The sequence below is a fragment of the Ralstonia pickettii genome (assembly GCF_016466415.2).
Classification (GTDB): Bacteria; Pseudomonadota; Gammaproteobacteria; order Burkholderiales; family Burkholderiaceae; genus Ralstonia; species Ralstonia pickettii.
On record NZ_CP066772.2, the window covers coordinates 349,394 to 370,279 of the forward strand.

Here is a 20,886-nt window from a genome sequence, read left to right on the forward strand (position 1 = left end):
GTGTTTTGCCTTTCATCGCGGCCGGACAGGTGCGGTTGATGCTACGCGTCACCCAGCACACGCATGTCCTGGGCTGGTGAGACCCACCACATAGGACGGCGGGCGGCGCCCAAACAGCGTCGCCTCGGTAGAACTAAGCGGACTGGTAAGCAAACCGCGGTGCCCTGTCGAACTTCCGACTCGCCGGGGCGGAGACTCCTCTTGGAAAAAAACGTACAACGCAATCTCGGCGCCTGGGCATTGATGTTGACCGGGTTGGGCTCGATCATCGGCTCCGGCTGGCTGTTCGGCGCCGGCCACGCTGCAAAGGTCGCGGGCCCCGCAGCCATCTTTACCTGGATCATCGGCGCCATCGTCATCCTGGCCATTGCCCTGACGTATTCCGAACTGGGCGCAATGTTTCCGGAATCGGGCGGCATGGTGCGCTATGCGCGCTACTCGCATGGCTCGCTGGTGGGCTTCGTGGCGGCCTGGGCCAACTGGATCGCCATCGTCACCGTCATCCCCATCGAGGCTGAGGCTTCGATCCAGTACATGAGCAGTTGGCCGTGGCCCTGGGCGCAGTCGCTCTTCCAGCACGGTGAGCTGACGCCGCCGGGGCTCGTCCTGTCGGCAGTGCTCGTCGTGGTGTACTTCCTGCTGAATTACTGGGGCGTGAAGGTGTTTGCCAAGGCGAACAACGCCATCACGATCTTCAAGTTCATCATTCCGGCCGCGACTGCGGTGGCGCTGGTTGCGGCAGGCTTCCATCCGGGCAACTTCGGCACGGGCACGGGCGCGAATGTGGCAGGTCAAGGGTTTGCCCCGTACGGCTGGTCTGCGGTGCTGACCGCCATCGCCACCAGCGGCATCGTGTTTGCGTTCAACGGTTTCCAGAGCCCGATCAACCTGGCGGGCGAGGCGCGCAACCCGGGCCGCAACGTGCCCATCGCGGTGATCGGTTCGATCCTGCTGGCGGCGGTGATTTACGTGGCGCTGCAGGTGGCCTTCCTGGGCGCGGTGCCGCCTGAGTCGCTCGTCAATGGCTGGCACGGCATTGACTACCACTCGCCGTTCGCCCAGCTGGCGATTGCGCTGAACCTGAACTGGCTGGCCATCGTGCTGTATATCGATGCCTTCGTCAGCCCGTCGGGTACCGGCAGCACGTACATGGCCACCACCACCCGCATGATCTATGCGATGGAGCGCAACAACACCATGCCGGCCATCTTCGGCCGCGTGCACCCGTTGTTCGGCGTGTCGCGTCCGGCCATGTGGTTCAACCTGGCGGTGTCGTTCATCTTCCTGTTCTTCTTCCGCGGCTGGGGTGCACTGGCTGCCGTGATTTCGGTGGCAACGGTCATTTCGTACCTGACGGGGCCGATCAGCGTGATGTCGCTGCGCCGCACGTCGCCGCAGCTGCATCGTCCGCTGCGTCTGCCGGGGCTGTCGCTCATCGCGCCGTTCGCGTTTGTGTGCGCATCGCTCATCCTGTACTGGGCCAAGTGGCCGCTGACCGGCGAGATCATCGTGCTGATGCTGGTGGCCCTGCCCGTGTACTTCTACTACCAGGCCAAGGCCGGCTGGCCCGACTTCAAGACGGAGTTGAAGGGCGCGTGGTGGATGATCGCCTACCTGCCGACCATCGCAGCGCTGTCGTACTGCGGCAGCACGGAGTTCGGCGGCCACGGCTACATCCCCTACGGCTGGGACATGGGCATCGTGGCAGTGCTTTCGCTGTTCTTCTACCACTGGGGCGTGGTCAGTGGCTGGCACACGCGCTATCTTGACGAGGTGGACAGCGTGCACGAAGAAACCGAAGTGCGTGACCGCAAGCGCGGCGCGCGCGAAGTTCCGCAAGGCGTCTGACGCCACGGTTGCACGCTGAAAAAAAACGCCCGACCGGTTCTGCCGGCGGGCGTTTTTTCTTGTTCTGCTGCGGTGATGCCGCAGCGATAGCCACGGCCGCTAAAGCTGGGATCGCGCCTAGTCCGAACCGGCCTTGACGAAATCAATGAACGCCCTGAGCGGAGCCGGTACAAGCCGCCGCCCCGGATAGTAGAGATACGGCCCTGGGAACGGACGCCACCATGCCTCGAGCACTGGCTCGAGCGCCCCGCTGGCCAAATGTGGACGCAGCCAGTCTTCGTAGAGGTGCACGACGCCGACGCCGGCAACAGCGGCGTCCACGACAAGATCGATCGCGCCCCCAATACGGACGAGCAGCGGGCCGGATGGGTCAACATTGACCACTTCACCGTCGCGCTCGAACTCCCACGGCGGCATGGCGCCGCTCGCAAATCGCCCACGCAGGCAAGCGTGGTCCAGCAGGTCGCGGGGATGGTTTGGGCGGCCGCGTCGATCGAGATAGCCGGGTGCCGCTGCCGTTGCGAAGCGCTGCGATCGCGGGCCGATCGGAACGGCGATCATGTCCTGTTCGAGCCGCTCGTCATAACGAATGCCTGCGTCGAAACCCGCAGCCAGGATGTCAACAAAGCTCTCTTCCGCCACGACCTCCAGCTGGATCTCGGGATAGGCGTCGAGAAAGCCCGGGATGATGGCGGGCAACACGAGCCGCGCGGCGCTCATCGGCACATTGAGCTTTAGCGTGCCGGCCGGCCTTTCGCGAAAGCTGTTGACGACATCGAGCGCGGCTTCCACCTCGCTCAAGGCCGGCCGCAGGCGGCTTAGCAGGCGTTGCCCCGCTTCGGTGGGCGAGACGCTGCGCGTCGTGCGGTTCAGCAGGCGCACACCGAGCTGCGTCTCCAGCCGCCGCACCGCCTCGCTGAGCCCGGATGCGCTCGCGCCCATCAGTCTTGCACCTTCGCGAAAGCCCTTGGCCTGCGCCACCGCCGCGAAGGCATTCAGGTCACCCAGATCGACTTTCATTGTTCACCTTTTCGCACAACCCGTGCGGATTATGTCCCCTTATCGCGCACCGCGCTTGCGCCTAATCTGCTGTCACCCTTTCTTCGATCTTCGACACAGGAGTGTGACCATGTCTCTCATCGTTCAGTCCGGCACGTTTTCCATCGGCGGCCACCAGGTGCACCGCCTCGGCTATGGCGCCATGCAGCTCGCCGGCCCCGGCGTCTTCGGCCCACCCAAGGATCGCGACGCGGCGCTTGCCGTATTGCGCGAGGCCGTGTCCTTGGGCGTCAACCATATCGACACGAGCGACTTCTACGGCCCGCACATCACGAATCAACTGATCCGCGAAGCCTTGCACCCGTATCGCGACGACCTGCTCATCGTCACCAAGATCGGTGCAAGGCGCGGTGCCGAGGGCGCGTGGCTGCCGGCGTTTTCCGCGCAGGCGCTGACCGAAGCCGTGCACGACAATCTGCGCAACCTCGGCCTGGATGTGCTGGACGTGGTGAATTTGCGGATCATGTTCGACCCGCATGGCCCGGCCGAAGGGTCGATCGAGGCACCCCTCACCGCCCTGGCGGAACTGCAACGGCAGGGGCTGGTGCGGCACATCGGGCTGAGCAACGTCACGGCCAACCAGATCGCAGAAGGACGGCGCATCTGCGAGATCGTCTGCGTGCAGAACCACTACAACCTCGCTCACCGAAACGACGACGGCCTGATCGACGCGCTTGCCCGCGACGGCATCGCGTATGTTCCGTACTTCCCGCTGGGAGGTTTCAGCCCGCTGCAGTCGTCCACGCTCAACGATGTCGCAGCGCGGCTCGGCGCCACACCGATGCAGACCGCACTCGCCTGGCTGCTGCAACGGTCGCCGAACATTCTGCTGATCCCGGGCACCTCGTCAGTCGGCCACCTGCGCGAGAATCTTGGCGCAGCGGCGATTGCGTTGCCGGAAGATGCGATGCGCGAACTCGACGCTGTCGCACTTTCCACGGACGCTGCGTCGTAATACCTTGCTTGGCGGCCCGGCGGTCGATGCACCGGGCGGCTGAAACGGACGCGACGGTCTTCGCCGCCCATTTTGCGGAAGCGCAGGCTGCAGCGTTCACGAAACGGTTCCGCTCGGCCAGATGCTGCCACCGCAGCGTTTGGCGAGATCGCCCACTTTCAACAACATGGTGGCTCCTGTCTTCTGGCTTGGACACAGGCTAGGACCTCACACAATGTGAGGGTCAAGCCCGGCATGGATGGATCGCAATGGACAGCGCCCCGTGAAGACGCAGGCGCTTCCGGCATTCTGAACCGGGCCCCTCTGTGGTGGGGACCATGTCCCGCGAACCCGCGCCGCTGCGTGCGTCACAAAAAGTTCATTCAACTCTGTGTTCAGCGGGTCGTTTAGCAGAATGTCCGATCTAGCGTCTGCTGCCAACGTCATGACTTTCTCACCGACTCCCTTGCCCGCGGGCATTGCGCCCGAGATGCTGCGCACGGTGTTCCAACCGATCTTCCGCCTGTCGACCACCGAGGTGCTCGGCTACGAAGCACTGCTGCGCGGGCCGGCAGGCTCGGCCATGGAGTCGCCCGCTGCGCTGTTTGCCGCCGCATCGGACACCGCGGGCACGATTGCGCTGGAGACGACCGCCGCGCGTCTGGCCATCGCCAATTTCTCGGCCATGCGTCTGCCGGGCAAGCTGTTCCTGAACTTCAGTGCGCAAGGCGTGCGGCAGTTGCTGCAAGACCATGCGCGCCTGCTGCATGCCATTGCCGACCACGACCTCCACCCCTCGCGGATCGTCATCGAACTGACCGAGCAGACGCCCATTGATGATCTGGCCAGCTTTGCCGAGGCGCTGTCGGTGGCACGCGATTTTGGCCTGCAGTGCGCGCTGGACGATTTCGGCACCGGCAATGCCAACCTGAACCTGCTGATCGAACTGACGCCCGACTTCATTAAGCTCGACAAGTATTTCTTGCGTGACATTGCCAAGCATCCAGCCAAGCTGGACATCGCGCGCACGCTGCAGCAGACGCTCAAGGGCGGCGCCACCAGCATCATTGCCGAAGGGCTGGAAACCGAGGACGAACTGGGCGTGGTGCGCGACCTGGGCATCCGCTTCGGACAGGGCTTCTTCCTTGCACGCCCCCAGGACAAGCCCGCGAGCGACATGTCGAGCCAGGCGGCGCGCGTGCTGCAGTCGTCGCAGATTGCGGTGTTTCCGCAGGCCGTGCGCGTTGGCTGGCGCGCCATCACGGCCAGCAAGCTCTTGCGCATGGCACCCACCCTGCCCCTGCGCAGCAGCAACGACGACGTGCTGCACCTGTTCAACCGCCACCCCGATCTGCACACCGTGGCGCTGCTCGATGAAGACAAACGCCCGCTCGCGCTCATCGCACGCCGTGCATTCATCGACCGCTATGCGATGCCGTATCACCGCGAGCTGTACGGCAAGAAGCCGGCGCTGGCATTTGCCAACCGGCAGCCGGTTCTGGTGGAAAAATCCGCATCGCTGGAAGACATGTCGGCGCTGCTGATGAGCGAAGACCAACGCTACCTGACCGACGGTTTCATCATCACCGAGCATGGCCGCTACCTGGGCCTGGGCACCGGCGAAGAACTGGTGCGCACCGTGAACGAAATCCGCATCGAGGCCGCGCGCTACGCCAACCCGCTTACGTTCCTGCCGGGCAACATTCCGTTGAACCTGCACATTGAACGTTTGCTGGAAGCGCGCGCGGAGTTCTATGCCTGCTATGTGGATCTGAACCACTTCAAACCCTTCAACGATCAGTACGGCTATTGGCAGGGCGACGAGATGCTGAAGATGGCCGCCGCCGTGCTGGCCAACGCATGCGAACCCACGCGGGATTTTCTCGGCCACGTGGGCGGGGACGATTTCCTGATCCTGTTCCAGAGCGCCGACTGGCAGGCGCGCATCACGCAGGCCATGGCGGCATTCAACACCAACGCGCTCGCCATGTACACGCCGGCTGACCGCGCCGCGGGCGGCATGCATGCAGAAGACCGCAAGGGGCTGCCGGCGTTCTTCCGCTTCGTGACCATGGCGGTGGGCGCGCTGCACGTGCTCCCCGGCGCCGCACATAACAGCGACGACATCGGCACCGCCGCCGCCCTCGCCAAGCGGCGCGCCAAGCAAAGCGACAGCGGTTTCCATCTGGAAGCCATGCGCCCCACGCAGCCCGTGCGGGCCATGGGCTGACACATCTCGGACAACGCTACAGCGTCGCTGGAATCAGCCCCAGTAGCGCGGCCTTCACCACGGCATGCGTCTTGTTGGCGGCATTGAGCTTGGTGACGGCATTGCGGATGTGGAAGTTCACGTTGCGCTCGGTCATCTCCAGGATGGCCGCAACTTCCGCCGCCGTCTTGCCTTCGGCCGTCCAGTGCAGCGTCTGGCGTTCAACCTCTTTCAGGCGCGTGGCGGCATCGGGCAAGACCTTCTCGGCCATGAGCGTGCTGATGCTGCCGTGTGCACGCTGGCTCAGCCAGATCATTTCGGGCTCGCTGACGGCCAGTTCGTCTTCGGTGATGGGCGTGGCGCGGCGCACCAGGCTGAAGGTGCCGAAGATGCCGGTGTGGTCGCGAATGGTGTGCGACCACCCGTGGTTGAGCCCGTGCTGGCGCGCGTCCGCCCAGAACCGCGCGTCTGCCGTGGCGATGCCGGACCACAGCACAGGCTTGACGCAGCGCTGCCCAAACTGCAACACCGGGTCGATGGCTAAATAACCGTGCACGCGGTAGTGCTCACACCAGGGCTCCGGGTAAGTGCTCCAGCAGAGGGTGTTGAAGCGCGTGATCGGGATCGCTGCACGCAGGGCATAGGCGCAATAGTCGAAACCGAGTAGCGCTACCGCCGGTTGCAGACTGCGGATGACAGCATCGGCATCGCGCAGTCCGTTCAACTGATGCAGCAATGCCGCACGCCAGGCTGTTGCGCGGTCATGCGGCAATTGGTTGTGAGCGCCCATCCCATCGGCCTCCAGAACACACACTGAATCGCCATGCGCATCCCGCTATCCGGCCTTCCTCATTTCAAACTGACGGAAAGCGTGATCGGCCTTGTGTTTTGCTGAGTGCAATCGCTGGCGTTTTGAAACTATACATAATCCGAAACGAATTGCGCGCCGTGCATAACCGATGCAATTAGTAGAATTTCTCGAATATTGGAATAGCGCAATACAGAGATAAATTCATTGATAGCCAAACGGTTTTTCGCAAAAAAGCACCCATTATTTGAATCTGATTTTTTTAGGCTCGGCATGCCCACATTGCCGCTCCCACCGTCTGGGCGGGTGTTCTTCTTACACACTCGGGGTAAGCGAAATTCGTATCGTTGGCTTCCAATATTGCCCGCCTCTGGCACCCCAGGTGCGCCTCTGTAGGGGTTGCCGGGTTGCGCTGTCGAGAACACCGCAAAGCGCGCGCCAGCGCCACATTGGGTGGTGCGATAACGCGACACCCAGCAAGGAGCGCACCCCTCTCCAGCGACAAAACGCCGCAGTAAAAATAACAATCTCGACGTCGTACGTGCAGGTTAATCAACGTTCGGGAAAATTGACGTGTCAGATTTACACGCCCGTGTGGCGATTTGCTCCCACAGCAGAGAATTAAGGCAAGAACGGCTTTCTTATTGGGGTTTCGCTCTGTCAGCGAAACCCTTACAGTCTGCCCCGCGACTCACCCTCTCGATGTAGTCGAGACCCCGACAAAAACACGACGGTACGAAGCAACAGGGTTTTTGGCGCGTCTTCATCCTCGTCACTTCCCCGGTTTGTGGCGCTTTTTCAAATCCGGATTTTCCGGAATTGGCGGAGCTTTGCCAAAATCGGAAAAGTGACGCGGACTTAATGCGGCGGTTGCCCCGCTCCACTAACCCACTTGTTTAGGAAGTTCCGTTTCATGCGCTCCACTCTGATTTCACTTGGTCTTGTCGCCAGCGCCGCTCTCGGCCTGTTCTCTGCCGGCGCCCAGGCCAACTGCGTTGCCAATCCGCCCACGCAATCCAACTCGACCTTCCCCGCCAGCCTGACCGGCAAGCTCGCGTATCACAGCTACGTCAGCTACGGCGACGGCACCAGCCAGATCTTCATCTACGACTTTTCGGCCCGCACGCTGCAACAGGTGTCGAAGGCGGCCTGGGGCATCCAGGACCCGATGAATGCCGTGTTCAGCCCTGACGGCAAGTGGATCGCCTTCATGGGCATCACCAACAACGCGTGGAACGTGTTCTTCTGGCAAGTCGGCTCGACCAGCATGCCAATCAACCTGACCAACAGCACCGGCCAGACGCGCAATGAAGACCCGAAGTTCAGCACCGACGGTAAATCGCTGTTCTTCAAGCAAAACGGCGACGTTATGCAGGCCGCGCTGTCGTACACCAGCTCGGGTCCGGTCTTCACTTCCACCGTGAACCTGACGCGCACGGCACCGACGCTGGAAAACTCGATGCCGTTTGCAACGCCGGACGGCACCGCCGTCTTCTACACCACGGGCACCGGTTCGGGCATGGGCCTCTACAAGCAGACCGTGGGCAGCACCGCCAAGGTGGCGTTCGACACGCCCGCCGGCCTGGCGACGTACTACCCGATCGTACGCGCCGACGGCACGGTGTTCTACGCCCGCTGGCACGACGCCACCAGCCAGGCCGACCAGATCTACACCAAGGTCAACCCGAGCGACACGCCCAACCAGCTCGCGCTCAACGACTGCAACAGCAACAACTCCGACCCATCGCCCGTGAACAACACGAACTACGTGTTCTTTTCGTCGACGAGCGCCGGCGGCTACCAGCTCTACCTGGGCGACGCGAGCACCGGCCAGCGCTGGAGCCTGTCGCAGTTTGGCGTGAACTCGGACACGACCAAGGCCAAGCTCGGCTCGAACTACTACGCAGGCACGCCGACGGCCGCCGCAAAAGCCATCACGCTGCTCTCCCAGGGCAAGCCGGCCAGCGCATCGTCCAGCTACAGCGCCAGCCTCGGCCCGGCCTACGCGTTCGACGGCAACACCACCAGCACGCGCTGGGATTCCGTGGAAGGCGTGGCCGGCGCGCAATGGCTGATGGTCGATCTGGGCGCGACCCGCACCATCACCGGCGTCGATCTGTACTGGGACGCAGGCGCCAAGGTGTATTCGATCCAGACCTCGAACGACGGCGTGAGCTGGACGAGCATCTACTCGACGTCGAGCGGCGCCTCGTGGGGCCATACGTCACTCACCAACCTCAAGGGCAGCGGTCGCTATGTGCGCATGTACGGTACGCAGCGCGCCACGCAATGGGGTTACTCGCTGGACGAAATGCAGGTGTGGGGCTACTAAGCCGCGGTATCCGCATCAGCATCCGCATCGCCTGACGTGACAACGCCCCGGTGGCTTCGGCCATCGGGGCGTTTGTCATGGGTCAGGGGGTCGATCAGCAGCCAGCATTGGGGCCTACCCCTAAATTGTCAAAAGCTGAACATTCAGCCTGGGCCCGGCTCGGCACGATGGCGTCTCCGCACCACGCCAGAGGATGACGATGCCCTCCCGCACACCACCGAACAGCACCCCGCACGGCATGAGCCGGCGCGATTTCCTGACGTTTGGCACCGCGGCCAGCCTTGGCGCGCTGGGCTTGAGCCTGCCGGAAGGTGCGCATGCCGCTGCGCACGCGAATGACGCCAGTTGGCACGCCGGCCAGCTCGCGCACTTGATCCCGGCAGCCAGCCACGACCGCTTTCTCATCAAGGCATCGTTTCAGGCGCCGCTTGCGCGGGCACCTTGGTTGATGGTCAACGGCAGGCGCGTCGCTGGGGAGCAGACGGATGCCGCCGGCCGCTTCTGGCGCTTCGACGTGCGTGGTCTGCAGCCCGCCACGCAATACACGCTGCGCATTGTCGATGCGGCCGGCAAGCCGCTGGCCGACGCGTGGCCGCTGCGCACCTTTCCGTCACCGGATGCCACGCCCGCGCGACTGCGCATCCTGGCCTACACCTGTGCCGGCGGTTATGACGGCCCACCCTTGGCCGGCAAGACCGCGTGGCTCGACATGACCGCGCGCCGGCGCCTGCTGGCACGCGGCATGTCGTTTGCACCAGATACCGTCATCGCCAACGGCGACCACATCTACTGGGATCTGCAGACCTCGCAGAACAAGCCCTTCGCACGCCAGGTGCGCGAACTGATGTGGGCCAAGTTTGGCGGTGCGATCGATACATCGGTGCCGATGTCGCACCCGAAGAACGAAGCCATCTTCACGCGCGTGTGCGATTACCAGATCAGCGGGCTGTACGGCACCACGCTGCGCTCCGCGCCCGCGTATTTCCTGACCGACGATCACGACACGTTCGAAAACGACGAGTTCGACGACAAGGTCGCCACCCTGCCGCCGGAGCCTTACGGGCTGGTCGGCGCAGAGCTGACGCAGCGCCGCTACTACCCCGAGTTCCTGCCCGACGCCAACCGCCCCGTCTGGTTGCCCGGCGGTGACAAGGCCGGCATGCCCACCGACACCAACAGCGCTTTCGGCACGCTGCGTTACGGCGCATTGCTTGAGGCCGTGCTGTACGACTGCCGGCGCTTTCTCGACAACAAGGGCATCCACGCACGCGTCGTGCCGCAATGGGTGGAAGACTGGCTCGTGGCGCGCACACGCACTGAAGACACCGCGCACTTCTTCCATGTGCCCTCGCTGCCGTTTGCGTATTCGTCCGGCAAGCTGGGCGACTGGTATCCGGATTTGCTCGACAGAAAGACCGGCCGCCTCGTCGCCAACGAACCCAAGGCTGGCTGGCAAAGCGGTTGGCACGCCCAGCACCAGCGCCTGGTGGCGGCTCTTGCCCAGCAGAAACAGCGCGCGGCCGTCATCGTGCAAGGCGACTTCCATGCATCGGCGGCCGGGTCGATGTCGCGTTCGGGTGATCTGGCGCTCGCGCAACCGGTGCATGCGGTCATGACGGGCACTCTGGGCACTGGCGACCTCGCTTTCCCTTCAGCATTCCGCAGCATCGAGACCACGCCGGCACTGTCCGTCGCCATGCAGGAGGCGCTACGCCCGACGGAGAAAAACGGCTTTACCATCATCGACGTGACGCCCGAGAAAATGACCTTCTCGCTGTTCATGTGGCGCCCGCCCGAGCCGGTGGAAGCCATCGATACGCTACAGCCGGCGCTGGTGTACGAGGTGCCGCGGCTGGCGTGACAAGTCAGCGCAACAACAAGGAGACGCATGGCGAAGATCTGCATCGTGGGGGCCGGCTCGATCGGCTGTTACCTGGGTGGCCGTCTGCTGGCGGCCGGCGCCGATGTCTCGCTCGTGGGCCGCGCACGCATCGGCAACGAACTGAGCGCACACGGCCTCACCTTGACGGACTACCGCAACGGCCGCTGGCACGTGGCGCCGGCTGAGGTGCGCTACATGGCCGAGCCCGGCGACGCCGCCGATGCCGATCTCGTGCTGGTGACCGTGAAGTCCGCTGCCACGCAAGCCGTTGCCGATGAACTGAAGCCCGTGCTGCGCGCGGGTGCCATCGTCATCAGCTTCCAGAACGGTCTGCGCAATGCAGACCTCCTGCGCGCCGCGCTGCCGCAGCAGATCGTGCTCGCCGGTATGGTGCCCTTCAACGTGATGCAGCCTGGCCCAGGCGCCTTTCATCAGGGCACGGCCGGTGAATTGGAAGTGGCGGCATCCCCCGCGCTGCAACCGTTTCTCGATGACTTCCTCCGCGCCGGTCTGCCGCTCACGGAACGCACCGACATGGCAGCCGTGCAATGGGCCAAGCTGCTGCTCAACCTGAACAACGCCATCAATGCACTGGCCAACCGGCCGCTGAAGGAAGAGCTGTCGCAGCGTGCATACCGTCGCTGCCTCGCGCTGGCGCAAACGGAGGCACTCCGGCTGCTGTCGAGTGCGGGCATCCAGCCTGCCAAGCTGACGCCCATACCGCCCGCCTGGATTCCACGCCTGCTTGCCACACCCGATGCGGTGTTTGCGCGACTGGGCGGCAAGATGCTCGCCATGGACCCGCTCGCACGTTCGTCCATGTCCGACGATCTGGCCGCCGGGCGCACGACCGAAGTGGACTGGATCAACGGCGAAGTGGTGCGCCTGGCCGAGCGCCTGGGGCAACGCGCCCCCGTGAATGCGCACCTGTGTGCGATGGTGCATGCCGCCGAATCTGCTGGCACGCGCCCGAGCTGGTCCGGCAACGATCTGTTGGCGGCCTTGCGTGCAGCGGGTTAGTCGGCGCCTGCTTCGCTGGCATCCAGCAACAACGCCATGTCCTGAATCTCGATGTGGCCATAGCGCAGGCGGATCGCACCGAGCTTGACCAGTGCCTGCAGCTCCTTGCTCAGCGTCTGCCGGCTGATGCCCAGCATCATCGCCAAGGCGTCTTGCGAGGTCGAAATGCTCGCGCGCCCCTCTGCCGATTGCGACACATCGCCGTGCGCGAGTGAAGCAATGCGCCGCGCCACACGCGCCCGCGTACCGTGCAGTGCCGCACTCGCCAGCGAGCCATACGCCAGCCGCAAGCGCGCTGCCACCAGCCGGCAATCGCCCCGGCAAACGCGGCATCACGCATCAATGCTTCAAAGCGCGCCACGCTCACCGCCAGCACTTCCGAATCTTCCAGTGCAATGGCGCAATGGCCGCGCGGTTGTTGATCGAGGGTCGAGACCCCGCCAAACCAGTTGCCTGGCTCCACCAACGTGAGGATGGCTTCATCTCCGTCTGCATTGAAGATGGAGAGCTTGAGCGCGCCGCTGGCCACGCCAAAGAACGCGTGCGAACTGGCGTCCAGGGGATCGCCCTGACGAAAGAGAAATGCGCCGGCGGCGATTTGCACGGGCACCGTGGCTTCGAGCAGCGCCTCGGCAACGTGCGGAGGGAGGCTCCGGAACCAGGGGTTGGCGGCAAATGCGTTCATCACGATTCAGTTTCCGCACTTAGCCTCGACGGCCTAACACCCAACCCACCGACAACACATATCGACTGCCGCCCACCACGCGCGTCACGCTGTGCTCGCACGCGTCGGGGCGGAACAGCTTGATGCGTCGAGTCTGGAAGATCGGCTTCGCGCAGACAAACTCGCCGCCCGCGCGTGGCGACTTCAGCACGATGTTCAGCCGGTAGTGCCGGCCATTGGTGACGGGGTCGGTATGCGGTGGAATTTCCGAGCCGTCCGGATAGCGGATCAGGTAGCTGTCGAACGGGATGGGCCATAACGCGGTGGCCAGCAGCATCTTGTCGTAGCCCGTGCCCTGGCGGCCGCGCTGCCAGCGAAAGGCGGTGCCGAAGAATGCGCGCACGGAAGACATGGAAGCGAAGCAGCCCGATGGAATCCGGGCATCTTAGCCGGGAACTATCGGCGCTTGTCGAATTTCTTCCAGTACTGGAACGGCTCCTGGTGGCACTCGTAGTCCAGCTCGGCCACGCGCGTCTGCAGGCGTTCCTGGGCCTCCCGCACGGCAGGGTTGTAGACCACCGGGCCAATCTCTTCCAGAAAGAAACTGAGCAGCGCACCGGCCTGGATGTTGCCGATGCGCTCGTCCAACTGCTCGGTGAAGTAGCGGTGGATGGATTGGACGGCTTCTTCGCGGACGTCGCGGAAAGCCAGTGCAGAAAAAGAGACGCCGACAGCGTTGTCAAATCGACAGGCTTTGCGCAAACGCCAGCGTGCCGGAGCGGCTGAAATGGCGCCATATCGGGCTCTGCGGGCAAGGAACTTGCTGATGCGCGGCGCGGTTGCGCATGCGGGCATCCGTCGCCTATCGTGTCATCAGCACGATTGCATCGCACGCCACGCCGGGGAACCCGCATGCGTATCGAACTGAACCACACCATCGTCTGGTGCCGCGACAAGCAGAAGTCCACGCGCTTTCTGCGCGACATCCTCGACCTGCCCGAGCCGATCCCGTTCGGGCAGATGCTGGTCGTGCCGCTATCGAACGGCGTATCGCTCGACTTTTTTGACAGCGAGGCGCCCATCGCGATGCAGCACTACGCCTTTCTCGTCAGCGATGCCGAATTCGAGCAGGCGTTCGCGCGCATCCAGGCGAAGGGACTGGCGTACTGGGCAGACCCCGCGAAGAAGCGTCTGGGTGAAACCTACGAACACAACGGCGGGCGCGGCCTGTACTTCGACGATCCGGATGGGCATTTTCTGGAGATCATGACGCGACCGTATGACCTGGGATCGTAGCTCGCATACCTTGCGCCTCTCGGGCAGTGCGACCAAGGCACACATCCGCCGGACTTCGTAAGGCATCGGCACGATCTTGTACGGCACCGCGACAGCAGCCGCGCGGATTGCCGTTGCCTTGCGCGCGACGCTACGCCACCGCAGCCACGTTGACCACATCGGCCGCGCAGATGCGATCGCGTCCCTGATGCTTGGCGTCGTACAGCGCGCGGTCTGCGCGTGCGCTCAACCGATCGAACGATTCGCCGGGCTGCCACACGGCCACGCCACCGCTGAGGCTGTAGCGGCACGACTGCGCACCGGCCATGACAACGTGCGCGGCAGCGGCCTTGCGCAATCGATCTGCAAGGTGCATGGCATTGCCGCTGTCCGTGTCGGGCAGCAGCAGCGCAAACTCTTCGCCGCCAATGCGCCCGAGTACGTCGGTGGGCCGCAACTGTGCTTGCGCCATCTGCACGAACGCCCGTAACACAGCATCGCCGGCAGCATGGCCGAGGGTGTCGTTGATGCGCTTGAAATGATCCAGATCGAGAATCAGCAATGCCAGCGGCCTCGCGTGCCGCAGCACACGGCCAACATGGCGGCGCGCCAGCGCCTCGAAGCCCTGGCGCGACAGCGCACCGGTCAGGAAATCGCGGTTGGCCGCATCACGCGCGTCTGCCAGCAGGGCGTCATGCACCATCAGCATGGCCGACATCGACAGGATGGGCATGATGGCCGCTGCCACCACGAGCAACAGCACGCTGCCGGCGGTGGCAAACATGCTCGGATTGGACGCCGCGTGCAGCGTCAGGAAGTAGACGCCGCGTATGAGCTGACAAACGCCGAACACGAAGGCAATGATGGCCGTGACACGATACGGATACGTCGATCGACCGGCGGGCGAATGGCGCAACAGCATCCACACCAGTGCCGTACAGAAGGCGCCTGAAAACAGCGTGGTCGAAAACACCCGCATGGGGATGCTGTCGACAGCGTAGCGCCAGTAGATGACCGCGACCCCCACCGCCGTCACACCTGCCAGCAGGATGGGCCACTGCGGCCGACGGCCAAGAAAACGCGCACAGCCCGCGTAGTACGCAGCCCCACCCAAGGCCAACAGGACATTGGCCACGACAACCGACAGGGCATCGGGAATCTTCCCGCGCAGCAGGATCAACGGCAGTGCCACCACCACGGCCAAATTGGCGCCAAACCATTCGGCGATGCCTGCCTTGCCGGCGCGCAGCAACGAACCGAGCAACCCCAGCAGCACGAAGCTCATCAGCGCCGACGTGGCAATGGCGACGCCTGGATCCAGCATGAGCACTCCCGCAAGGTCTTTTGTGGCGGGGATTCTACGAAAAGCCGCGCGTTGCGAACATCACCGGGTGGTGGGGCACACCGCAGCCGCTACCGCGGCCAAACTCAACGCTGAGGTCCGAGGTCGTCTACGGCATATCCGCCGGCGGGTTGCAACGCGGCTTCGGCGGCGTCCACCTGGGCAGGCTCGGCGTCAAAGGTCAGCACAAAGCGCCCCCCGATCACGACGTTCTGGAATTTGCGCTCGTAGGTCCCGGCGCTTTCGCCGCCGGGCTCGTAGTCGCCGCACAGGAAGTTGCCGCACAAGGCACCTGCCTCGTCACCCTGGTGCGACAGCGCGACGTGCTCTCGGGTAAGGCCGGTGTTCAACACGGCTTGGCGAGCTGCTTCCGCAGCAGCATGGTCTGTGAAGATGCGGACGATGGTCGGAATGGGGGTTCTCCTCGTCGTGGTGAACCCAAGGTTGACGCATCGGCCGTGCCCAGCAACACGCCGGGCCGCCCGCTCAGAACAGCGCCATCTGCCGCATCCCAAACCCGATTGCCTCCTCCACCCGCATGCGCGCGTGCGTGAGCGACCCCTCGATGCCCGAGAGCGTGCCGGCCAGCCAGCGGTAAAGCAGCGGTGCCTGACCGCGTGGGCTCAGGTGGATTTCACCGAGCTTTTTGCCGCGCTTGTCACGGTAGTAATGGGAGCGGTAGCCGCGTTCCCAATGCGTGATTGGGCCGCGCCATCGGCGCAGGCGGCGGGGTTTGGTCGGGAAGTTTTCGGCGGACGATGCCGACGCCGGTTCCTCCCAGCCGAAAGCGGGTTTGGCAAACAGCGGCAAACCTTCCAGATCGGGGTAGAAATCCATCGTCGTATGCTCAGCTAGCCGCGCCGCCGCAGGCTTTGCAGACAAAAACGGCGCGCAGCCCGCATGATACCTGGGTTTATGGCGGACAGCACGTGCAAATGGCCTAGCGGCGCGCATCGGAACAACGCTGCGCACGCCGGACACTTCTCGCTTCGGTATGATGGCCGCTCCCAACCTCATGACACGCGGCAATCTGCCGGTACCGAGCATGAAGAACACCTTTAACACGTTGATGACACCCCGAATTGCTTGCGCCCTGTTGTTGGCGGCAAGCTGCGTCGCCCCGGCTCACGCGCAGGAAAGCGCCTTCGCGCCATTGCTCTGCCATCTGGCCGATCGCCTCGTTACCGCGGATCAGGTCGCACTGAGCAAATGGGACAGCGGCCAGCCGGTCTACGACCCCGCGCGCGAAGCCAAGGTCATCGCCAACGCCTCGTCGCAGGCGACCGCCTACGGCCTGACGGCGGCGGACGTGAGCGACGTCTTCACAGACCAGATCGAGGCGAACAAGGAAGTGCAGTACGCCCTGCTGAACGACTGGCGCCGGACTGGAGCCGCGCCCACCGCGCAGCGGCAGAGCCTGCCGGAGGTGATTCGCCCCAAGCTGGACGAACTGCAGAAATCCATCCTGCAAGCATTGCGCGAGGCTGCCACGGCACGCGGCCAGGCGGACTGCCCCGTGCAGGTGGCGAACGAAACCGGCCGTGTGGCGCAGGAGAAATCGCTCGATTCCCTGCATCGCATTGCACTGGACCGTGCAACGGCACGGCTCTGCTCCACCCGCTGATCCTCTGAAGAACCCGGCGGCCACATCGGTCGGACGCGCCGCAAAGCGGAACAAAAAAGCCGGCCTCCGAGACCGGCTATGCGAGCAGCGGTGATGGCCCCAGCGCCGCAGCGCCGGGGTTTGCGTCAGCCCAAATCCACAGGCACAAAAATCTTCGTATCGTCACGCTGCACCAGCAGGGCGACATGCTTGCCGGCGCGATCCACCAGCGTGCGCAGCTCCTGCACCGATGACACCGGCGTGCCATTGAGCGACAGGATCACGTCACCCGGTTGGATGCCGACCTTGGCCGACGGGCCGGTCACGTCCATCACCACCAGGCCGCCGGGCAGGCCGTTCTGGCGTTTCTCTTCCGGTTGCAGCGGCCGCACCGCCAGGCCCAGGCGGCCTTGGTCCGGCGCCGCCTTTTCATTGGACGCTACCTTCGCTTCCTTCGCTGCGCCAACGGTCACAGTCAGTGTGGTCGGCTTGCCCTGGCGGATGATCTGCAGCGGCACGGTCGAGCCCGGCTTGATGTCGGCCACCTGCTCGGGCAGATCGCCCGACCGGTCGATACGCGCATCGCCAATCTGCAGGATCACGTCGCCAGGTTGCAGGCCGGCCTTGGCTGCGGGGCCGCCGTCTTCCACCGAGTTCACCAATGCGCCTTCCGGCTTGGGCAGCTTGAAGGAATCGGCAAGCGACTGGTCGACCTCCTGCACCGCAATGCCGAGGCGGCCACGCGTGACCTTGCCGGTGGACACAAGCTGCTGCTCCACCTTCATCGCCACGTCGATCGGCACCGCAAACGACAGGCCCTGGTAGCCGCCGGTCTGGCTGTAGATCTGCGAATTGATGCCGATCACCTCGCCGCGCTGGTTGAACAGCGGGCCGCCCGAGTTGCCGGGGTTCACGGCCACATCGGTCTGGATGAAGGGCACATAGGTGTCGTCCGGCAGCGAGCGCGACTTGGCGCTCACGATGCCCGCCGTGACGGTGTTCTCGAAACCGTATGGCGAGCCGATCGCCAGCACGGGCTCGCCCACCTTGGTGTTGGCGGGGCTGCCGATCTGCACCACCGGCAGGTTCTTGGCCGAGATGCGCAGCACTGCCACGTCGGATTGCTTATCGACGCCCAGCACCTTGGCCTTGAACTCGCGGCGGTCGGTCAGCTTGACGTTGACCTCCTGCGCGCCATCGACCACGTGGGCGTTGGTGAGGATCAGCCCATCTGACGAGACGATGAAACCCGAGCCCAGACCGCGCACGATCTGGTCGCCGCGCTGCTGCGGCATCTGCGGCATGAACCGCTTGAAGAATTCGGAGAACGGATCATCCGGGCTCATGCCGGGCGGCAGGCCCTGCATGCTGGTGCGCTGGGCATGCGCGGTGGTGCTGATGTTAACCACGGCCGGGCCGTAACGGTCGACGATGCCGGAGAAGTCCATGGGCGCGGCTACAGCCACCGGAGCCGCCCCGGCTGCGGGCGCGGTCGTTGACGTTGCGGTGGCCACGGGTGCCGCCACCGCGCGCGAAATCATGTCTTTCTGCAGATAGGCATAGCCGCCTGCAACGGCGACCACAGCCGCCAGGCCGGCCGCAGTGCGTGCCAGGGTTTGACGCGTCATTGTCGTGTCCTCTCTTGCTGAGCGCGAGGGTCACGGCTTGCGGAGTCGCCTGCCGTGCCCATCGGTTGAAGGCATCGTAGGCGGGCAGACTTAAACGAGACTTAAAGGTGGGCGGCGCACACGCGCATCACATGAAACGAAATGTTTCTACGTGCTAGCCTTGAATGGAAAGCGCAGCACCACGCGCAAACCGCCGCCTTCGCGAGGTTCCAGAGCCAGGGTGGCGTCATGCGCCTGCGCGATTTCGCGAACGATGGCGAGCCCCAGGCCGCTGCCGCCGGTGGGCGCCTGCGCCGGGCGATAGAAGCGATCGAGCACGCGTTCACGCTCCTCCGCCGGGATGCCAGGGCCGTTGTCTTCGACCACGAGCTGCGCGCCACCGTCTGGCGTATGTGCCGTCGACACATCGACGCGCGCGCCGGCCGGACAGTATTTCAATGCGTTGTCGACAAGGTTCACTAGCAGCACGCGCAGCGCATCGGCATTACCCATCACGGATGCCGGCTGCGACTCCACCGCGATCCCCAGGTCAATGCGCTTTTGCACCGCCGCCGGTGACAGTTCGGCAACCACGTCAGCCGCCACGGCGTCGAGCGCAACCGTTGCGCGCTGCGTATCGGCAGCGCCCGGTTCCTGCCGCGCCAGCGTCAGCAACTGACCAACGAGGCGAATCATGCGCTCCACACCGCGATGCAGATCGGCATGCGCGGCGCGGCGTTCATCTTCGTTCTCGGCACGGTCGGCCACCTGCAACTGCAGCTTGAGCGCTGCCAGCGGCGTGCGCAGCGCGTGTGCCGCATCGGCGACGAACGCGCGCTGGTGTGCCAGTGCGGTGCCGAGTCGCGCCAGCAGATCGTTCAATGCATTCGTCAGCGGGCGGATCTCGTCCGGCAAATCGTGCGTGGGCAGCGGCGACAGCGCAGCCGCATCGCGCGCCTGCACCTGCCTCGCCACGGAGCCCAGCGGCGCCAGCCCGCGCCCGACCGCCAGCCAGACGATCCAGCCTAGCAGGGGCAAGAGGATCAGCAGCGGCGCCACTGTGCGCAACGCCATGCGCGCCGCCACTTCGTGCCGCGCGCTGTACGGCTGGGCGATCTGCACCACGGCAGGCCCGAAGGCGACGCTGTAGATGCGCCAGGGCCCCTCCGGCGTATTTGCGTCGGAAAAGCCCAGCTCGGCCTGGTCCGGCAGATTTGGGCGCGCGTGCGAGAGATACAGGCTGCGGCCGGTGCCGTCCCAGATGCGGATCACGACATCATCGTCACGCGCAATGCCGGCAAGCGCCGGCGGCGGCGGGTCGATCCACTGGCTCGGCAGCGCGGCGGCCACCTGCTGCATCTGGTAGTCGAACAGCGCGTTGGCTTCCTGGCGCGCCTGTGCGTAGATCAGGCCGGTGGCGATGACGATGCCCGCCAGCAGGCCGCCGGCCAGCCACCACAGCAGGGTTTTACGGATCGATTGCATGGGTTATTGGTGCGCGTCGCCGTCGGCAGGTTCCGCAGGCGACGTCGACGCCTCACGCGGAATCACATACCCCACACCGCGGATGTTCTGAATGAAATGGCTGCCGAGCTTTTTGCGCAGCGCGTGGATGTACACCTCGACCGTGTTGCTGCCGACCTCCTCATCCCAGCCGTAGAGGTTGTCCTGCAACTGGGCGATCGACCACACCTTGCCCGGCCGCGCGAGCAACGCATGCAGCACCGCAAACTCACGGCCCGACAGCTTGACCGGCACCCCTGCGCGCAGCACCTCGCGGGTGACGGGGTTGAGCAGCACTTCGCCGTGGCGCATGAGCGGATCGGCACGGCCGCCCTGTCTGCGCAGCAACGCGTGCATGCGCGCCGCCAGCTCTTGCAGGTCAAATGGCTTGACGAGGTAGTCGTCTGCGCCAGCGTTGAGACCGGCCACGCGGTCGGCCACCGCATCGCGCGCGGTCAGGATCAAGATGGGAATGGCGATGCCGCGCTGACGCACTTCGCGCACCACGTCGAGCCCGTCGCGCTTGGGCAAGCCGAGGTCGAGCAGCATGAGGTCGAACAGGGTGCTGCCTGATTCTGCACTGGCAGCGCCAGGCGCCGTGACCGCGTGCACGGCTGCCTCGCCGTCACGCACCCAATCGATGGCGAAACCGTCGTGGCGCAAACCCTTGCGCACGCTGTCGCCGATCATGTCGTCGTCTTCTACGAGCAGTACGCGCATGGACGCATCAGAAATAAGCCGGGGAAGGCTCATTGTAGAACTGCCGCGCGGGCGGCTCACACTTTGTGCAGAGCCGCCCG

Annotated in this window: 20 protein-coding genes; 8 read left to right on the plus strand and 12 right to left on the minus strand. The window is 64.5% G+C overall.

Annotation, left to right across the window (positions count from 1 at the left end):
* The first annotated feature begins 201 nt into the window (after positions 1 to 201).
* The gene (locus tag RP6297_RS17825; RefSeq protein WP_009277065.1) at positions 202 to 1,848 is read left to right on the plus strand and encodes an APC family permease; all 1,647 of its coding nucleotides are present in this window, start codon (positions 202 to 204) and stop codon (positions 1,846 to 1,848) included.
* Positions 1,849 to 1,965: 117 nt separating this feature from the next.
* Here RP6297_RS17825 and RP6297_RS17830 read toward each other — a convergent pair whose 3' ends face one another.
* Positions 1,966 to 2,868: a LysR family transcriptional regulator gene (locus RP6297_RS17830; protein WP_009240081.1), complete on the minus strand. Its 903-nt coding sequence runs from the start codon at positions 2,866 to 2,868 to the stop codon at positions 1,966 to 1,968.
* Positions 2,869 to 2,977: 109 nt separating this feature from the next.
* Between RP6297_RS17830 and RP6297_RS17835 the strand changes: the two genes are divergently transcribed.
* Together RP6297_RS17835 and RP6297_RS17840 are read left to right on the plus strand one after the other, a co-directional pair.
* A complete protein-coding gene (locus RP6297_RS17835; protein WP_009240082.1) occupies positions 2,978 to 3,862 on the plus strand; it encodes an aldo/keto reductase family oxidoreductase in 885 nt (294 codons plus the stop codon).
* A gap of 424 nt (positions 3,863 to 4,286) precedes the next feature.
* On the plus strand, positions 4,287 to 6,071 hold the full coding sequence (locus tag RP6297_RS17840) for a phosphodiesterase (RefSeq protein ID WP_172506168.1): 1,785 nt from the start codon (positions 4,287 to 4,289) through the stop codon (positions 6,069 to 6,071).
* Between the two features lie 16 nt (positions 6,072 to 6,087).
* Here the strand turns inward: RP6297_RS17840 and RP6297_RS17845 are convergent, their stop codons facing one another.
* Positions 6,088 to 6,840 carry an autoinducer binding domain-containing protein gene (locus tag RP6297_RS17845; protein ID WP_009240084.1) on the minus strand — a complete coding sequence of 251 codons (753 nt, stop codon included), beginning with the start codon at positions 6,838 to 6,840 and terminating at the stop codon, positions 6,088 to 6,090.
* Between the two features lie 931 nt (positions 6,841 to 7,771).
* Here RP6297_RS17845 and RP6297_RS17850 point away from each other — a divergent pair.
* The 3 genes from RP6297_RS17850 to RP6297_RS17860 all read left to right on the plus strand — a co-directional run bounded on the left by RP6297_RS17850 (position 7,772) and on the right by RP6297_RS17860 (position 12,092).
* Positions 7,772 to 9,190 carry a discoidin domain-containing protein gene (locus RP6297_RS17850; RefSeq protein ID WP_009240085.1) on the plus strand — a complete coding sequence of 473 codons (1,419 nt, stop codon included), beginning with the start codon at positions 7,772 to 7,774 and terminating at the stop codon, positions 9,188 to 9,190.
* Positions 9,191 to 9,383: 193 nt separating this feature from the next.
* Positions 9,384 to 11,051, plus strand: a complete 1,668-nt coding sequence (locus RP6297_RS17855) for an alkaline phosphatase D family protein (protein ID WP_223293313.1) — start codon at positions 9,384 to 9,386, stop codon at positions 11,049 to 11,051.
* 27 nt (positions 11,052 to 11,078) lie between these two features.
* On the plus strand, positions 11,079 to 12,092 hold the full coding sequence (locus RP6297_RS17860) for a 2-dehydropantoate 2-reductase (protein WP_009240087.1): 1,014 nt from the start codon (positions 11,079 to 11,081) through the stop codon (positions 12,090 to 12,092).
* Here the strand turns inward: RP6297_RS17860 and RP6297_RS17865 are convergent.
* From RP6297_RS17865 to RP6297_RS17880, 4 genes are read right to left on the minus strand one after another with little or no spacing between them, the layout of a single operon-like run.
* Positions 12,089 to 12,325, minus strand: a complete 237-nt coding sequence (locus RP6297_RS17865) for a helix-turn-helix domain-containing protein (RefSeq protein WP_223293314.1) — start codon at positions 12,323 to 12,325, stop codon at positions 12,089 to 12,091. The two genes, RP6297_RS17860 and RP6297_RS17865, sit on opposite strands and share 4 nt — an antisense overlap.
* A complete protein-coding gene (locus RP6297_RS17870) occupies positions 12,229 to 12,777 on the minus strand; it encodes a Crp/Fnr family transcriptional regulator (protein ID WP_009240089.1) in 549 nt (182 codons plus the stop codon). The genes RP6297_RS17865 and RP6297_RS17870 overlap by 97 nt, the downstream gene beginning before the upstream one ends.
* 19 nt (positions 12,778 to 12,796) lie before the next feature.
* Positions 12,797 to 13,168, minus strand: coding sequence for a 2OG-Fe(II) oxygenase family protein (locus RP6297_RS17875; RefSeq protein WP_009240090.1), 372 nt, complete (start codon positions 13,166 to 13,168; stop codon positions 12,797 to 12,799).
* Positions 13,169 to 13,212: 44 nt separating this feature from the next.
* A complete protein-coding gene (locus RP6297_RS17880) occupies positions 13,213 to 13,518 on the minus strand; it encodes a DUF2164 domain-containing protein (RefSeq protein WP_009277061.1) in 306 nt (101 codons plus the stop codon).
* Positions 13,519 to 13,668: 150 nt separating this feature from the next.
* Here RP6297_RS17880 and RP6297_RS17885 point away from each other — a divergent pair, with 150 nt between their 5' ends.
* The gene (locus RP6297_RS17885) at positions 13,669 to 14,052 is read left to right on the plus strand and encodes a VOC family protein (protein WP_009240092.1); all 384 of its coding nucleotides are present in this window, start codon (positions 13,669 to 13,671) and stop codon (positions 14,050 to 14,052) included.
* A 130-nt stretch (positions 14,053 to 14,182) separates the two neighbouring features.
* Here the strand turns inward: RP6297_RS17885 and RP6297_RS17890 are convergent, their stop codons facing one another.
* The 3 genes from RP6297_RS17890 to RP6297_RS17900 all read right to left on the minus strand — a co-directional run bounded on the left by RP6297_RS17890 (position 14,183) and on the right by RP6297_RS17900 (position 16,210).
* The gene (locus RP6297_RS17890) at positions 14,183 to 15,355 is read right to left on the minus strand and encodes a GGDEF domain-containing protein (protein WP_009240093.1); all 1,173 of its coding nucleotides are present in this window, start codon (positions 15,353 to 15,355) and stop codon (positions 14,183 to 14,185) included.
* 104 nt (positions 15,356 to 15,459) lie between these two features.
* Positions 15,460 to 15,786: a hypothetical protein gene (locus RP6297_RS17895; protein ID WP_171924774.1), complete on the minus strand. Its 327-nt coding sequence runs from the start codon at positions 15,784 to 15,786 to the stop codon at positions 15,460 to 15,462.
* Between the two features lie 73 nt (positions 15,787 to 15,859).
* The gene (locus RP6297_RS17900) at positions 15,860 to 16,210 is read right to left on the minus strand and encodes a hypothetical protein (RefSeq protein WP_004632707.1); all 351 of its coding nucleotides are present in this window, start codon (positions 16,208 to 16,210) and stop codon (positions 15,860 to 15,862) included.
* A 208-nt stretch (positions 16,211 to 16,418) separates the two neighbouring features.
* Here RP6297_RS17900 and RP6297_RS17905 point away from each other — a divergent pair, with 208 nt between their 5' ends.
* Complete coding sequence (locus tag RP6297_RS17905) at positions 16,419 to 16,997, plus strand: chorismate mutase (protein WP_370452725.1); 579 nt, start codon at positions 16,419 to 16,421, stop codon at positions 16,995 to 16,997.
* A 125-nt stretch (positions 16,998 to 17,122) separates the two neighbouring features.
* On the opposite strand, the gene RP6297_RS17910 is transcribed toward RP6297_RS17905, so the two are convergent.
* From RP6297_RS17910 to RP6297_RS17920, 3 genes are all read right to left on the minus strand, one after another.
* The gene (locus tag RP6297_RS17910; RefSeq protein WP_009240096.1) at positions 17,123 to 18,604 is read right to left on the minus strand and encodes a DegQ family serine endoprotease; all 1,482 of its coding nucleotides are present in this window, start codon (positions 18,602 to 18,604) and stop codon (positions 17,123 to 17,125) included.
* Between the two features lie 147 nt (positions 18,605 to 18,751).
* Complete coding sequence (locus RP6297_RS17915) at positions 18,752 to 20,068, minus strand: sensor histidine kinase (RefSeq protein ID WP_009240097.1); 1,317 nt, start codon at positions 20,066 to 20,068, stop codon at positions 18,752 to 18,754.
* Positions 20,069 to 20,071: 3 nt separating this feature from the next.
* On the minus strand, positions 20,072 to 20,806 hold the full coding sequence (locus tag RP6297_RS17920) for a response regulator transcription factor (protein ID WP_009240098.1): 735 nt from the start codon (positions 20,804 to 20,806) through the stop codon (positions 20,072 to 20,074).
* Between the last annotated feature and the right edge of the window lie 80 nt (positions 20,807 to 20,886).